The organism is Cutibacterium acnes (assembly GCF_003030305.1).
GTDB classification, from domain to species: Bacteria; Actinomycetota; Actinomycetes; order Propionibacteriales; family Propionibacteriaceae; genus Cutibacterium; species Cutibacterium acnes.
The window spans coordinates 2,204,569-2,218,523 of the sequence record NZ_CP023676.1; the positions used below are offsets into that span (position 1 = coordinate 2,204,569).

General features: G+C 62.5%; 18 protein-coding genes and 2 pseudogenes. 11 read left to right on the forward strand and 9 right to left on the reverse strand.

The window, feature by feature from the left end:
- Positions 1 to 258: 258 nt before the first annotated feature.
- The 5 genes from hemG to CPA42_RS11070 all read left to right on the forward strand — a co-directional run bounded on the left by hemG (position 259) and on the right by CPA42_RS11070 (position 5,270).
- Positions 259 to 1,608 carry a protoporphyrinogen oxidase gene (hemG, locus tag CPA42_RS11050; protein WP_002519689.1) on the forward strand — a complete coding sequence of 450 codons (1,350 nt, stop codon included), beginning with the start codon at positions 259 to 261 and terminating at the stop codon, positions 1,606 to 1,608.
- Complete coding sequence (locus CPA42_RS11055) at positions 1,608 to 2,888, forward strand: TIGR04053 family radical SAM/SPASM domain-containing protein (RefSeq protein WP_002516333.1); 1,281 nt, start codon at positions 1,608 to 1,610, stop codon at positions 2,886 to 2,888. The genes hemG and CPA42_RS11055 overlap by 1 nt, the downstream gene beginning before the upstream one ends.
- A 313-nt stretch (positions 2,889 to 3,201) precedes the next feature.
- A complete protein-coding gene (locus tag CPA42_RS11060; protein ID WP_002519504.1) occupies positions 3,202 to 4,242 on the forward strand; it encodes a bifunctional metallophosphatase/5'-nucleotidase in 1,041 nt (346 codons plus the stop codon).
- A gap of 33 nt (positions 4,243 to 4,275) precedes the next feature.
- The gene (locus CPA42_RS11065; protein WP_002516250.1) at positions 4,276 to 4,611 is read left to right on the forward strand and encodes a 5'-nucleotidase C-terminal domain-containing protein; all 336 of its coding nucleotides are present in this window, start codon (positions 4,276 to 4,278) and stop codon (positions 4,609 to 4,611) included.
- A complete protein-coding gene (locus tag CPA42_RS11070; RefSeq protein WP_073842109.1) occupies positions 4,539 to 5,270 on the forward strand; it encodes a 5'-nucleotidase C-terminal domain-containing protein in 732 nt (243 codons plus the stop codon). Before CPA42_RS11065 ends, CPA42_RS11070 begins: the two co-directional genes overlap by 73 nt.
- Positions 5,271 to 5,483: 213 nt before the next feature.
- Here CPA42_RS11070 and CPA42_RS11075 read toward each other — a convergent pair whose 3' ends face one another.
- Both CPA42_RS11075 and CPA42_RS12625 read right to left on the reverse strand, forming a co-directional pair.
- A complete protein-coding gene (locus tag CPA42_RS11075) occupies positions 5,484 to 5,732 on the reverse strand; it encodes an ABC transporter ATP-binding protein (protein ID WP_002516278.1) in 249 nt (82 codons plus the stop codon).
- A gap of 243 nt (positions 5,733 to 5,975) precedes the next feature.
- Entirely contained in the window at positions 5,976 to 6,251 is a 276-nt protein-coding gene (locus CPA42_RS12625; protein ID WP_002514526.1) for a 6TM ABC transporter family protein, read from the reverse strand.
- Between CPA42_RS12625 and CPA42_RS13640 the strand changes: the two genes are divergently transcribed.
- Complete coding sequence (locus tag CPA42_RS13640) at positions 6,233 to 6,481, forward strand: hypothetical protein (protein ID WP_002524180.1); 249 nt, start codon at positions 6,233 to 6,235, stop codon at positions 6,479 to 6,481. The genes CPA42_RS12625 and CPA42_RS13640 overlap by 19 nt on opposite strands.
- Before the next feature lie 46 nt (positions 6,482 to 6,527).
- Here the strand turns inward: CPA42_RS13640 and CPA42_RS13435 are convergent, their stop codons facing one another.
- The 3 genes from CPA42_RS13435 to CPA42_RS11100 are packed head-to-tail and all read right to left on the reverse strand — an operon-like array spanning position 6,528 to position 7,506.
- Entirely contained in the window at positions 6,528 to 6,824 is a 297-nt protein-coding gene (locus CPA42_RS13435; protein ID WP_002514528.1) for a WCX domain-containing protein, read from the reverse strand.
- Positions 6,821 to 7,261, reverse strand: a complete 441-nt coding sequence (locus CPA42_RS13440; RefSeq protein ID WP_253940544.1) for a WYL domain-containing protein — start codon at positions 7,259 to 7,261, stop codon at positions 6,821 to 6,823. The genes CPA42_RS13435 and CPA42_RS13440 overlap by 4 nt, the downstream gene beginning before the upstream one ends.
- Positions 7,177 to 7,506: an HTH domain-containing protein gene (locus tag CPA42_RS11100; protein WP_002525303.1), complete on the reverse strand. Its 330-nt coding sequence runs from the start codon at positions 7,504 to 7,506 to the stop codon at positions 7,177 to 7,179. Before CPA42_RS11100 ends, CPA42_RS13440 begins: the two co-directional genes overlap by 85 nt.
- A gap of 65 nt (positions 7,507 to 7,571) precedes the next feature.
- Here CPA42_RS11100 and CPA42_RS11105 point away from each other — a divergent pair, with 65 nt between their 5' ends.
- The 3 genes and pseudogenes from CPA42_RS11105 to CPA42_RS11110 form a co-directional block, all read left to right on the forward strand.
- Entirely contained in the window at positions 7,572 to 7,808 is a 237-nt protein-coding gene (locus CPA42_RS11105; RefSeq protein WP_002519509.1) for a VOC family protein, read from the forward strand.
- Positions 7,777 to 7,935, forward strand: a complete 159-nt coding sequence (locus tag CPA42_RS12780) for a VOC family protein (protein ID WP_002519510.1) — start codon at positions 7,777 to 7,779, stop codon at positions 7,933 to 7,935. The genes CPA42_RS11105 and CPA42_RS12780 overlap by 32 nt, the downstream gene beginning before the upstream one ends.
- Positions 7,936 to 7,971: 36 nt before the next feature.
- Positions 7,972 to 8,292: pseudogene (locus tag CPA42_RS11110) on the forward strand (integrase core domain-containing protein); the annotation flags it as partial.
- A gap of 177 nt (positions 8,293 to 8,469) precedes the next feature.
- On the opposite strand, the gene CPA42_RS11120 reads toward CPA42_RS11110, so the two are convergent.
- Positions 8,470 to 9,489: an esterase/lipase family protein gene (locus CPA42_RS11120; protein ID WP_002516320.1), complete on the reverse strand. Its 1,020-nt coding sequence runs from the start codon at positions 9,487 to 9,489 to the stop codon at positions 8,470 to 8,472.
- 593 nt (positions 9,490 to 10,082) lie between these two features.
- Here CPA42_RS11120 and CPA42_RS11125 point away from each other — a divergent pair.
- Positions 10,083 to 11,585, forward strand: a complete 1,503-nt coding sequence (locus CPA42_RS11125; protein WP_002516234.1) for a cellulase family glycosylhydrolase — start codon at positions 10,083 to 10,085, stop codon at positions 11,583 to 11,585.
- 367 nt (positions 11,586 to 11,952) lie between these two features.
- Here the strand turns inward: CPA42_RS11125 and CPA42_RS11130 are convergent, their stop codons facing one another.
- A complete protein-coding gene (locus CPA42_RS11130) occupies positions 11,953 to 12,321 on the reverse strand; it encodes a hypothetical protein (RefSeq protein WP_370530981.1) in 369 nt (122 codons plus the stop codon).
- Positions 12,295 to 12,489, reverse strand: a pseudogene (locus CPA42_RS13715) (cellulase family glycosylhydrolase); the annotation flags it as partial. The pseudogene CPA42_RS13715 and the gene CPA42_RS11130, both read right to left, overlap by 27 nt.
- A gap of 170 nt (positions 12,490 to 12,659) precedes the next feature.
- Between CPA42_RS13715 and CPA42_RS11135 the strand changes: the two are divergent.
- Positions 12,660 to 13,475, forward strand: a complete 816-nt coding sequence (locus CPA42_RS11135) for a CAMP factor family pore-forming toxin (RefSeq protein WP_002516212.1) — start codon at positions 12,660 to 12,662, stop codon at positions 13,473 to 13,475.
- Positions 13,476 to 13,631: 156 nt separating this feature from the next.
- On the opposite strand, the gene CPA42_RS11140 is transcribed toward CPA42_RS11135, so the two are convergent.
- Positions 13,632 to 13,925 (reverse strand): hypothetical protein, encoded by a 294-nt coding sequence (locus CPA42_RS11140; protein WP_002514536.1) that lies wholly within the window; start codon positions 13,923 to 13,925, stop codon positions 13,632 to 13,634.
- Positions 13,926 to 13,955 lie beyond the last annotated feature (30 nt).

Sequence of the window (13,955 nt, forward strand, 5' to 3'; positions counted from 1 at the left end):
GGACGAACGGATCCGTGCCGCCTTCGTCGGCACAAATGGTCTCGGTCACATCTTCCTCCTGGTTAAGTGTTCCGTAACTCAATTCTGAACGCCAACAAGTCCCGTTTCCAAGCGAAACCTACCGTTCCGTAAAGAGACACCAAAGATGAGGTTACCGTTGCGTAGGTTGTTCCTGGTTCCTACCCCGGACTTCGATTGGTGCCAGAACGTGCGTACCCTCAAACGGTGAGCAAAACAGTGGCAGTCATCGGTGCCGGAATGACGGGCCTGGCAGCCGCACACCACCTACACAGCCACGGCTGTCGTCCCGTCGTCCTCGAAGCGGGGCAGGGCGTTGGCGGCCAGGTCAGGTCCCGTCGTCTTGGTTCTGATGTGGTCGACATGGGACCTGAAGCCGTGCCTCTTCGCGCCCCGGGCGTCGCCGCACTCGTTGCGGAGCTGGGACTAACGGACTCCATGCGTCATCCCGTTCCTGGGCGCGTCTTATTGTCGAGCCGGCGTGGAGTCGTCGAGATGCCGTCCGGCGTAACACCAGTAGGGCCCACGAAGTTCCTCCCCACTATTGCCTCGCGCATCCTCTCCCCTGCCGGACTGTTACGGGCCGGGCTCGAACCTTTCAACGCTCACCCGCACCTTGACGACGTCAGCGTCGGCCAATTCATCGCCGAAAGATTTGGTGACGAGGTGAGCCGCGCCGTCGTCGACCCGCTACTGGGGGGTATTCACGCCGCCGACCTCAACACGTTCTCGCTAGCAGTTGCCGCCCCCGCTTTGGAGCAGACGGTCAGGAACGGCGACTCCATCGTCGCCGGAACTCTCAAACGCAATGCTGCCGGACGGTGGTCGCAGCTCCGCCATCATTCACAGCGATCCGGTCCGCGCACCCCCGCCACCGCCACCTGGAAACACGGCCTGATGATGTTGCCGGAAGCATTGGCTAGGGAGCTCACCATTCATACGAATACCCGTGCCAGGGGAATCCGTCAGGTCGGCCACGAATGGGTAGTCGATGTCACTGGTCCGCATGGCGTTGGATCGGTTGCTGTTGATGACGTCATCATTGCCACCCCCGCCAGGGTTGCGGGTGCCCTGCTTGCTACCGCATGCCCGCGAGCTTCCGAGCTGCTGTCGCAGTGTGAAAGCACTACCGTTGCCACGCTGGTTATGCAGGCTGACCTTACTGACCACCCGATCGCTACGGCCCAAACGTGGTTCATTGGTTCGGCATGGTCTGCCCTGGTGCGTCAGGTGACCAATCTCTCGACGACGTGGCACCTCGCCAAACCCACCTTTCGGATCGCCATGGGTCGGCAGCGTGGAACCCCCATCGACGATCTATCTGACGACGACCTCGTCGCCATGAGCGTGGCAGAGTTGAGACGTCTCGGACTGGCTCTTGACCCCCACGACTACGTCATTGAGCGACACCGCGGCGCCATGCCGCAACCAGCTCCTGGCCACCGGGAGCGCATGGCCCAGCTCGCCGCGACCCTCAACGGCACCGGTCTCCATGTGGGAGGGGCCGGTATCGACGGTGCCGGAGTTGGCACCGCAATTGCTGCTGGACGCCGTCTCGCACGCCACATCACCTCGAAGGAGGAGAATTAGTGACCATCACTGAGCACCCTGACCACCTGACCCGGCCCGGCAGTGCGCCCACAGGACACCCCGGTGGCCATCCGGGAGGTCATCCAGGCCACAGCCCGCTCGTCCGCGAGATCAAGCACGACCTCAACAACAAGCCTTTCATCGTCATCTGGGAGGTTACCCGCGCCTGCGCCCTGGTCTGCCAGCATTGCCGCGCCGAGGCCCAGCACCATGCCGCCCCTGGCCAGCTCACCAACGCCCAAGGCCACGAACTCATCGATCAGCTGACCAGCTACGAGCGTCCCTACCCGATGCTCATCCTCACCGGCGGTGACTGTTTCGAGCGCCCTGACCTCGTCGACCTCATCGAGTACGCCGTCAGCAAGGGCCTGCACGTGTCGATCTCGCCATCAGTGACCCCGCTATTTACCCGCGACAGGGTCAGGGCGGTGCAGGAAGCTGGGGTGTCGATGATGTCGATGTCCTTGGATGGCGGCTCAGCCACGACCCACGACGCCTTCCGGGGTTTCCCTGGCACTTTCGACCACACCGTCGAGGCCTGCCACATGCTTCGCGAGCTAGGGATGAAGTTCCAGCTCAATACGGTGTTCACGGCTAAGAACATCCACGAGGCGCCACAGATGCTTAAGAACGCCATCGACCTCGGGGCGATGATGTTCTACACATTCATGTTGGTGCCGACCGGGCGTGGCGCCCAGCTCGATATGCTCTCGCCCCTGGAGCGCGAGGACGTCCTGTATTGGCTGCACGACAACTCCACCCGCATTGCCATCAAGACGACCGAAGCCCCTCAGTATCGGCGCATCGCTTTCCAGCGCGACGCCGTCCGCCAAGGCAAGGAGCGGCCGGTTCGCCACGGCGAGCTCTACGAGTGGCTGACCCGCGAAACCAACGAGCTGCTGGGCGAAACCATTACAGAACCGCGCCCGCCACGCACCCCACTGGCGATCAACTCTGGATCTGGGTTCGCGTTCATCGACCACACCGGTGATGTCTACCCGTCAGGGTTCCTACCGATCCACTGTGGGTCGATCAAGGAGACGCCCTTCCCTGAGATCTATTGCGGATCGCCGGTTTTCCAGGGGTTGCGCAATCCGAATGGGTTCTCCGGCAAGTGCGGAGCATGCAATTTCAACCACTTCTGCGGTGGGTCTCGTTCGACCGCCTACGCCTTGACCGGGGATTATCTCGCCTCTGATCCTTCGTGCGCCTATGTGCCGCCGGGGTATGACGGTGAACTACCCGAAGGGGTTCCTGCCGAGGGGATGCCGCAGATCTGAAACCTGGACGCCGTGACGGATTCGTCACGGCGTCTGCCGTATTCCGGGCATGGTCGACCAGTGCACATTGATCAGGGGCAGCGTCGGTCGTGGCTGAACGAAAGCAGATTTGCCTCAACTTTGGCCGCTTTCAGGTCAAGGTGCCGACACAGCGAATTCCTGGCGGTGAAGTTCGCCAGAACCATTGCCAGGACGGCCAAAAATAGGCGAAGCTAGCCTTGTACGCTTTTGGGCACACAGCATCATTCGGACGAATCCAGGGGGAGCCCATGAATCACCGACGCAGGGCTCGCATTATCGGCCTATCGGTACTGTGTATGGCCGCGGGCAGCTTCGTTGCCAAGCCTGCTTTCGCAGCACCGAGCACGAGTGGCACCTCGTCCGCGCCGGTCGCGTCGTGCAATGGCGACAAGAACGTCGACATTTTCAACTTCAACGACTTTCACGGCCGTATCGCTACCGGAGCCCCAACCTCTTCACCCCTGTCGTCGAGGCCCGCAACGCCAACGGAGCCGACAAGGTCCTGCTGCTCGACGCTGGCGACAATGTTGGTGGATCGACCTTCGAGTCTGGCTCCCTCAACGACGAGCCCACCATCGACGTGCTCAACGCCGCTGGTGTCGACGCCAATGCCGTCGGCAACCACGAGTTCGACAAGGGCTGGAAGGACCTAGCCGAGCGCATCGTGCCTCATCTCAACAGCCCCTACCTCGGCGCCAACGTCTACGAAAAGGGCACCACGAAAGTGGCGGCTCCCCTCAAAGCGTCGACGATCATCGTCAAGGATGGGGTGCGCATCGGTGTCGTCGGCGCTGTCACCCACGACCTGCCCTCCTTGGTCTCCCCTGCCGGCATTTCCAACCTCACCATTGGTGATCCGGTTAAGGCTGTGAATGCCGAGGCCAAGCGTCTCAAGAGCGAGGGCCTGGCCGACGTCGTCGTTGCCGAATACCACGAAGGCGCTGCCGACGGTTCCGGGGATGCCGCCAGCCAGGGCGGCAACTTCGCACCGGTCTACGCTGACACGTCCACCGATGTTGACGTCGTCTTCAACGGCCACACTCACCAGGTGTACTCGTGGAAGGACAAGGCCGGCGCCCCGCTCCTGCAGGCCGGCTCCTACGGCCAGCACCTGGCCAAGGTGAACGTGGCGTGGAATTCACAGCAGAAGAAACTGTGCTCTACCGGCGCCTCATTCATTGACCCGGCCACAACCCCGGCTGACGACCCAACGATCGCCAAGATTTCTTCGATCTACGACGACGCCAAGGCCAAGTCGGACAAGGCTGGCACTACCGTCATTGGGCATGAAACCGCACCGATCACCACGCCGTCGAACACATCCGATCAGTAGTTCGGCGCCGAGGTCCGCGACCGTGAATCGACGATGACCAATATGGTCGCCGACATGTTCAAGGACACCTTGGGCAAAGACGACCCGAACTTCATCGGCCTACAAAACCCCGGTGGAACCCGCGCCTCTCTGCTCGACAAGGACATCACCTACAAGCAGGCAGCCCAGGTACTCCCCTTCGCTAACACGTTGACGACCACCAGAATCACCGGCGCCCAGTTCAAGAAGGTGCTTGAGCAGCAGTGGCAACGCGCCGGGACGGCGAGGTCCCGTCACGTCCATACCTGCAGCTCGGCGTGTCCTCGAACGTCACCTACACCTACGATGAGTCCCGCAAGGAGGGCGAACGCATCACCTCCGTGTGGGTGAACGACAAGCCGATCGACCCCAAAGGCACTTACTCCGTGGGTTCCGGTTCCTTCCTAATCGCCGGTAGAGACAATTTCACGGAGCTAGCCAAGGGTTCTAAACCCGTCGATAGCGGCAAGATTAACCTATCCGCTTGGGTGGATTGGATCAAGGCCCGCAAGACCCTTAAGCCAGACTTCGCCAAACGCGCTGTCTCCCTGACAACCTCGCTCCACGAGGGCACGTCCAGGGACACCACCTTCACCCTCGGTAAACCTGCCGATAAGGCTGTTGCCCCCGACACCGTGGATTTCACCTCCAAGGATGCTGTAGTCAACACGATCATGAAGGCCCAGATCGTCCAGGACGACAAGACCGTCGACGTCGCCACCACTCCGGTTAAGGACGGCTGGTCCTCCGTGTCCGTCAAAGTACCGACCGCCAAGGGGCTGGTCAGCGGTGAGGCCACCACCGTTTTCACCTTCCCGGATTCCGGCACCACGGTGCGCTTCGCCGCCAAGCTGTCAGTACCGTCCGGCGATCATCCTGGTGGCGCTGTGATCCCGGCCCCGAAACCGGGCCAGTCTGGCACCCCGGGCCACGACGTCAATCTAGGAACCCCCGGATCTGACAAAGGCTCCAGCAACGGCAAACCCGGCCTGCCGAAAACTGGTGTCTGATCCGAGGATCGACACAACCTCATACTGAAAAACTCTGGCCTGAGGGGGTCCCGGGCCAGGGTTCTTGTGTGTCTGAGTTGGGGCAGCAAAGAGATGAAGTCTGCCGACGTGGTGGAAATGCCGGTCATGACCGTGAGTGCTGCCACTTGTCGCAGCAACAACCACCATTAGAATCGCGATTACCGCACCACGTGATGGTGGCGAGGACGGTATTCAATCCCGCCTCCGGGATTCAGGGTGTGCCTCGGATACGTCGCCGTCAGGCAGGTGACTCCTACCAGGCTTGTGAAGCCCGACATAGCGTCCTCCCTGGGCCTCCAGCTCGGCCGGGGATCCGTTCTCCAGGATCTGGCTGTGTTCCAGCACGAGCACCCAATCGGCAATCTCCACCGTCGACAGACGATGGGTAATGATGACGGCGGTCCGGTCGGCAGGGATCGTCCCCAAAGCCCGCTGCACCAAACGCTCCGAGGGAGCGTACAGGGACGAGGATGCCGACTGGAAGGTGTGTAGCTCGAAGAACTGACGAGGGTACAGCAGGAAGGTCGTCAGGACACCGACCGTCGTTCATCTGCGCAAGGCGAAGTAGCCGCCGGTGAGCAGCATGAGGCCGACGGTGATGTTGCCGATCAAGGTGATGCCCGGCATGAAGATCACGAAGAGCCGCATCGCCCGGACACTGATGCCGCGACACCGGTCAGCCAGCTAGGTGAAGATCTCCTGATTACGCGGCTCGCGATAGTAGGCCTGGACCGCCTCGATGCCGGTCATCGTCTCGGAGAGCTGGATGATGACCTGGGCCGAGGCGTTGCGGACCTTGCGGAATGTGCGGCTCGACTCCGCCGAAAACCACTTCACCAGCGGTGAGACGAAGAACAGCGACGCCAGCAGATGAGGCCCAGTCGCCAGTCCATGACAAGCAGCAGCATGGCACCGGTGGCGATGGGGTGAGGACGGCGGACATGCGGCCGTCGGACCCATGCCCCATAAGCTCGGCGATGCGCTGGTCCTCTGCTGCGCGCTTCTCCTCGGCGGTGGACATCTCGAAAGTGCTGTCGCGTTCAGCCTTCCCGTCGGTCGCGATCAACCTCCTCTCCCGGATTCTCCACGGACTCGCCGGACATCCCCCTGCTCAGCGTCGTAGGCGCTCAGCAGCTCTCGGTACTCCGGGACTGTCGCCAAGAGCTCCGAGTGCGTGCCGACGCGGATGATCGTCCCTTCCTGCGGCAAGGCGACCAACGAGGCGCCTGAGATGTACTAACCGGAGACGTTAGTTGAGCTGTTTGTCGAGTGAGCTCGCATGATCTGGGCGGCGAGGTCGTGGAACTGTTCGACCGCTTCAGCTGGGTTCAGAATGCGGATGTGGTCGCCGAGATAGAGGAGCTGTCGCACCGATTCGACATCGGGGTAGCGGACAGTGATCAGAGTCCACGCATCCTCGGTATAGGTGACGTTGGCCATGCGGGTTCCGAGAATTCGTTGGGCCAGGTCCAGGCGGGTTGAGCGCAGCAGCGCATGCACCTCGACGCCGGGGGTCGGCTCGAAGCTGGTCACCAGGTCGTGCCATACCGACCGCAGGTCTTAGTCTGGTCGGAGCACCGCGACATCCGTGAGGGGATCGCGCTCTTCGATACGGCTGGTGTTGAACATGCGGGGGGGTGCCCATCGACGTCGGCCACGAGATACCAGGAGCCAGCCTTGTTCACGAGCCCGTACGGGTCCGCGGTGAGCCATTGCCCGCTGGTTTCTCCGCTCCGTCGGTAGCACAGGCGGATGCGACGTCGCTCTCTCGCTGCGGTCAGCAGGCCGAGTTCCTTTCCGGTCGTGAACCACCCTGATGGGTCGATGAGGAGTACCTCGGACAGGGGCGGGGTACCAAGCACCTGTCCTCGCGTGGCGACGGCCGTCATTTTCTCCTGGGCGCTGGCGTGGACTGCCTGCAGCCCGACCTGCTCAAGAAGGTCGGCGTCCAGCCCCGCGACAGTGAGCAGCTGAAGCTCTCCCGGATCGAGACGAGCGACGTCCAGCCGAGCCCGGCCGTCCAGCACGATCGCGCCACCGTGTGAATCGGAACGCCCGCAACTGGCAATGCTTCGACGTCACGCAGGATCGTGCGCGGTGAAATCTCGAATCGTCGGGTCAATTCTTGGCTCGTCATCCGCTCATGGGTCTGTAGGAGCAGCAGGATCGACAACAGCCTCGAGGACTTCATGGCCCCGATCCTCGCAGAAAGCATGACATGAGTTGTCCTGTTTTGGTGATCGGCTAGTGCCAAATGATCCACTGACCCGAGAGACACCCATGTCGGCACCCAACCTGTTCCTGACCTACGTCAGCGACGCCAAACGGTCCACCGCCTTCTACAGCGACTTGTTCGACATCGAGCCCAACTTCACCAGCCCGCGCTACGTCGCCTTCGAGGTGACACCCGGGGTGCTGTTCGCCATCTGGACCGGGCAAAGGGGACACCACCCGCGACACGCCCCGCACGAGCGAGATCGGACTCATGGTCCCCCGGTCGTCCGCGGCGGTCGATGACGCCTACCGAGAGGGGGTCGCGAAGGGCGTACACGTCATCGAGGAACCGCACGACGACGTGTTCGGCCGCACCTTCGTGATCGCCAACCCCGACGGCAACCTCATCCGGGTCAGCCCCGTCGACTGACCCGACAACCGATCCCCACGTGGCGGCGAGCACCAGCGCGGCGTCACCGTGGAGCGGGTCCTGTCCGACAACGGCGGCGTCTACCGCTCACACCTGTGGCGCAACACCTGCAACGAGCTCGGCATCAAGCACAAGCGCACCCGCCCGTACCGGCCGCAGACCAACAGCAAGATCGAACTGTTCCACCGCACCCTGGCCGACGGCTGGGCCTACGCCCGCTGCTACATCTCCGAGGCGGAGCGCCGTGGCAAGCTCGGCGACTGGCTGCACTACTACAACCACCACCGGCCCCACCCGGCCTGCGGGAACCAGCCGCCCTTCTCACGATTGACCAACATCCCCGGTCAGTTCACTTAGAGGTGAACGTACAGGTAGTCACCCACGCAGACGACGTGCCCACCACGACCTAACCCTGATGGACGACATGGCAGCGCCGCCCGGCACAAGGCAGGGACCGAGCTACTGTTCGTTGTCACCACAGTCGTGGTTGGTGGCCACGCCGCACGGCGCTGGAGAACCCTGACCTGCCACAGTTCATGCAGCATCCGTGGTGGATACGGGCAGAACCCGGGGCCGCCACGTGCAGGAGATCTCTCGTGGGTGCTTCGGATCGAGGGCGTTGAGCACCATCTGGTAGGCGACGGGATCATAGGGTAGGCGGCCGTGGCCATAGGCATCCAGAGGGCAGGCGTCCTGCACGGTCATGTTCTTGGCGCCCTTGAGAAAGGCTTGCGTGTAGGGCGTGACCGTCGTGTCGAGCCGGGTGGAGATGACGGTGTAGGCGATACCCGGGACGGTGTCGCCGTCACGGTAAACCTGTTGCATCAACGCTGATCCCTTGAGCTGCTGGCCGTAGGCCTCCATGTTGTGGTCGTAGCTCCACGTGCTAAGGAAATCCTTCACAGCCTCGGGCAGGCCGTCGACAAGCTTGTAGAGACCGACGGCGGTGGTGCCGTGGTTGGCGGCCACCAGTCCGATCAGCTTGTCGACCTTGGACGCTCCGCCATACATCTTGATGTAGGCGTTCGGCAGGATGCCGCCACCCTGCGAATGTCCGACGACGTCGACCTTCTCAGAGCCCGTCGCTTTCCGGACCCGATCCACAAAGGCACCCAGCGCCTGCGCGGAGGCGCGCACGTCACCGGTGAAGCCCCAGCCCTCGTCGAGGATCCCCACGGGGACATTGGTGGTGAAGGTGTAGACACAGTACCCCTCATGGGCCAGATGGGGTCCGTAGAAGGACCATGTGGCGAACGCATTGCCGCCAGTACCGGGAATCAGGATGACCGGTCGGTCGCCGGGCTTGACCTTGCAGGAGAAGTCGTTCACACCCCGCGGCGCCACACCCAGGTGCTTCTCGCTGTAGGAACGCGCCATCGACGACGTATGGAATTCCGGCCCGACGCCGTTACCGGGAATACCGTCGGGGCTGTGGGCTGCCTGGACCAAGGGATGGATATCCCCCGGCGAAGTAACAGCCTGCGCAGTCGGCGCGGCAGCCATCAGGACGGCCACACTCGCGGCCATGACGGCGAATCGTGCGTTGATCTTCATCAGTGACTCCTCAGCGGAACACGGGGCGAATTTCGTGAATCATATTGATTCAATTCGAAAAGGGTAGCCTACAAAAATTTCATCTCAAGGGGTAGCCTAAACGATACATCACATTGAGAATTCTCCTAACTCGGTCAGTGAGGTCAACGCCCCTAAGGTAACCCCCGAGAGATTCCATACGACTTGGCGGTGGGGATCAGCGGGGGCGCAACTCCCCGTAGGGTGTCCTGCTGCTTGCCCTCGGCGTTCCACGATATGACCTGCGGCAAGCCCCTTGGCCTTCTAGCCAGACAGGCGCCATACTAAGGCCAACTGAAGCTATCCACACAACCCAACCCCAGCTTAAGGCTCCATGCAAGAAATAATAACCGCACAACTGTGAACGAAAGTTATCTGATATGACCGAACGCTATACTTTCGTGAGCCCGCCGGTCATGCTAATTTCGCGGCTACTTGGCGCGCTATAGCTCCGTGTATCACGCTCGTCACCCCACCGAAGAGCCCTCTTCATATATGCTGGTACCTCGCCAGTCATCTCCAGCCCGATTCATCCTGGCGGCTGTTGGTAGTTGACATTAGAAGAAGGAATTGCCATGCGTCGAAAGTCTGCCCTCGGATTTGTAGCTTTGTCCCTGTTCGCCACAGGGATGGGCGTTGCCACAGCAGTGCCGGCAACTGCCTCGCCGGAGGATACGGCAGCGCCAGTTCGCGTCGACGCTTCACGGTGGACCACCCAGGGGCGTTGGGTGACCGACGCCCAGCACCGCGTGGTCATCACGCAGGGGATCAACGAGGTCGCCAAGAGCGCCCCCTACGCCCCCGATGCCGTCGGTTTCGGTGAAGACGACGCAGCCTTCCTCGAGGCGCAGGGGTTCACCAGCGTCCGGCTGGGGGTGCTGTGGGCCGGCGTCGAGCCTCGGCCGGGCGTCTACGACGACGCTTACCTGGCCCGGGTCGAACGCACCGTGCGGATCCTCAACGCCCACGGCATCGCCAGTGTCCTCGACTTCCATCAGGACATGGTCAACGAGAAGTATCAGGGGGAGGGGTGGCCTGCCTGGGCCGCGCTCGACCACGGCATGCCCAACATCGTCAAGACGGGCTTCCCCGGCAACTATTTCCTCAACGAGGCCGTCAAATACTCCTTCGACTCCTTCTACGACAACGCCAAGGCCTCCGACGGCATCGGTGTTGCCGACCACTACGCCAGCGCCTGGCGACATGTGGCCGAGCATTTCCGAAACGTGCCCGGCGTGCAGGGCTACGACCTGTTCAACGAGCCGTTCCCGGGCCACCGCTACACGCGGTGCCTCACGCAGCTCGGTTGCCGCGCTGCTGACGCGCGACTGTCGGCCGTCCAGCAGAAGACTGTCGACGCGATCCGCTCGGTCGACAAGGCCACCACTGTCTGGTACGAGCCGATGCAGTTCTTCAACATAGGTGTCGGGACCAACGTCCGGCTCACGGGATCCAACCTGGGGTTGAGCTTCCACGACTACTGCACCAGCCAGGCCACCCTCCACTCCTATGTCGGATGCACTGCGCCCGACAACCGGGTCTTCACTAACGCAGAGAAGCATTCACGTCAGACCGGGTCGGGGCTGATGCTCACCGAGTTCGGCGCCATCACGACCCCCGCGGTGATCACGTCCCAGATGGACCTGGCAGCTCGCAACCGGGTCGGCGTCCAGTGGTGGGCCTACACTGCCGGTGATCCCACCACAGCCGGCCCGGGCACCGAGCAAGCCCTCGTCGACGACCCAGCTCGGCCACCCCAGGGGACCAACGTCGAAAGCGCCAAGCTGGCGCTGATCGCCGTTCCCCACCCGGACCGTGTCGCGGGCACCCCATCCGCGTACCACCACGACCGGTCCCGACGCGTGTTCACCATGACCTGGACCGCCCAGCGGCCCGACGGGTCGAGCGCGGAGGAGTCGGACGAGACGACTGTGGTGGTCCCTGCCATCTCAGCGCCCCACGGGTACGACGTGCAGGCGTCCGGCGCCCACGTCACCTCCCACCCAGGCGACCGGGTGGCGCGGTTGCACCTCAACCAAGGCAGTACCACGGCGAAGGTCACGATCACCCTGCGCTAACCCTTCAAGCGTCTTCAGCACCGACCTATAAGTCTCCCAGACACTTTTACGACCGGCCCTCCCCCTTGGGGTGGGCCCGTCCTTTTCGTGTCGTGGGATGCACCTGGCAGCACCACCTCCGGCCCCCATGGAGAACAGTAGGTATCCTCGCAGGGTACTACGGCCAAGGCATATTTGACGTTCCACGCTTGCCACTGCCGTCTTAGGGCCATACTGCCGCCACGCAGCTGAGACGGTGACCAATCGGGTAAGGTGACTGGTTGCCGTAGCCCATGTGAGGCCGGTGATAGTTGTAGTGGCGTGCTCAGCCCCCTGAACTCACCCCGCCGTTCAGCCTCAGAGGTGTAGCAAGCGGACGTAAGCTCAGCTAATCGGTCAAGGCGTGGTGGAATCTCTCGGTCTTCCCATTGACATATACGCGATATATCCGAGTCCACTGGCGTGTGATACCCAGTATCAGCGCCACGAGGACGGTCAGCCACTCCAACGTCACCTGCAGCGCGTGGGCATGGGGAGTGAGCAGGGCGTTGAAACGCACGACCACCACAGCGAGGGAAACTGCCAGAATGAGGAATAGGCACGACGCCGCTACCCCGCCGACGAGAGTCAGCACGTTTGAGGCAGTGAGCAGGTATAACCCCATGGCAGATACAACTCCCGCAGTCGGCAGGTTCGTGACCGTGGGAGGTTTCGCGGACGGGGTGCCCGCGACACGGTCCGGGCGGGGAACGGCGATCAGCGCCAGCTTGACGCCTTCGACGTTAATCCCCTCTGTGATGACCACGCGGCGCTGTACGTCGGTCACCCAGCGTCACTGAGTGGTCCACCGTGAAGCGACAACGCAAACCGGCGCTGCCGTATCCGCCGGCGAGGCAGTTGCCGGTGTTGCTGCGGCAATGCCCATACCTGTGGCGAACAACAAATCCGAGGAATGAGTAGAGCTTCCGGTCAGATTGAATAACTTTCGTTCACAATCGTGGCGGGGAGGTTAGTAAGGGGTTCTGACGAGAGAAGGACTTTGATAGTCACTGATCGGCCCCAATGGCTGTTCCACATCCCTCGAGGAGGATTCCCATGAAGCGTTCGGCTCTTATCATCCCGATTTTGACCGGGGCAGTGCTTGCACCGGTGGCGCCCGCGGTCGCCGTGGCGGCGCCAGCTCCGGTGAGCCAGTCTGCTGCGCGCCAGCATGCCCAGGTCGACGCCGAGCAGGCACTCGCGCAGGTCAATGCCCGCATCGCCGAGCTGCATAAGATGCCCCAGGCGCAGGTTCCCGCAAGCGAGGCTCCGAAGGTCAACTACGGCGAGGAGATCCGCAAGCTCCTCGACACGGCCTTCGAACTGCGCACCGCGATCGAGTCGATCATTGCCGGCAAGGTGCCGCCGGTGGATCTGTCCACCATCCCGGCTCGTGTCGACCTGCTGACCACCAGCGTGAAGACCATCCAGCAGGCCAACCATAACCTGGTCAACAAGGTGGAGGCTGCTCACGTCGAGCTGGGCTTCTCAATCACACGCGCCCTGATCCGCACGATCAACCCAACCAGCACCGCAGCGCAGTTGGCCGAGAGCAAGGCCGACGTGCTGTCCACGTACGCGAAGGTCGCGGCCTACCGCGACCTCAAGCCCACCGACGCGGCGACCGTGTACGTCAAGAACGGCCTCAACACGAAGATCTGGCAGACACGGATCAACCGTGACAAGTACCTCCTCGGCAAGAACGCAGAGGGGTACAAAGCGATCAACAAGGCACTCACCCACGCAACCGGTGTGTGGTTCAATCCCGCCACCACCGTCAAGCAGGTCGACGACGAGGTGAAGGCTCTGGACCTCGCTTTCCAGGCCACTCTGGACCGGGGGCCGGCTGATGGGAAGCTGCGTACCAACTGACCCACCCTCCCGGGACTTCCGTAGAAGGAGACTGGCTCGCCTTGCCCGTGAGCCCGGTCTTCTTCTCCCCTATTGACGTGTCGTCCAGGGCTTGGTCCGCGACGGATTCGCCCCACGGGTCGTCCACTTGGTGGATCATTTGTGGCACACGAGAGTTCACAGCCGTGACCGTTCAGGAACGGTCACGGCTGTGAACGCGTCCAATCGGTGCAGCGTCGAGAGGCGTTCGGCGTCGTTGCCCAGAAGGGTTCGGGCGGTATTGGTTGTCGTGGTGGAGCCAGAGTCCAGCACGCTGCGTCGTTCGGTTTCCGAGGTGTAGCAGCGGGCGTTGACGAAGTGGCCACTGGCAGTGGCTTGGCGGGTGACGTCGAGTGCTCCGGTGCGCCAGGGTGCCGCGGTGTCTAAGCCAAGTTGCGTGGCCCAGTCCTGGGAGGTGACCCCAACGGGCATGGCCAGCTGAACCCCTCGTTCGCGGTCGGT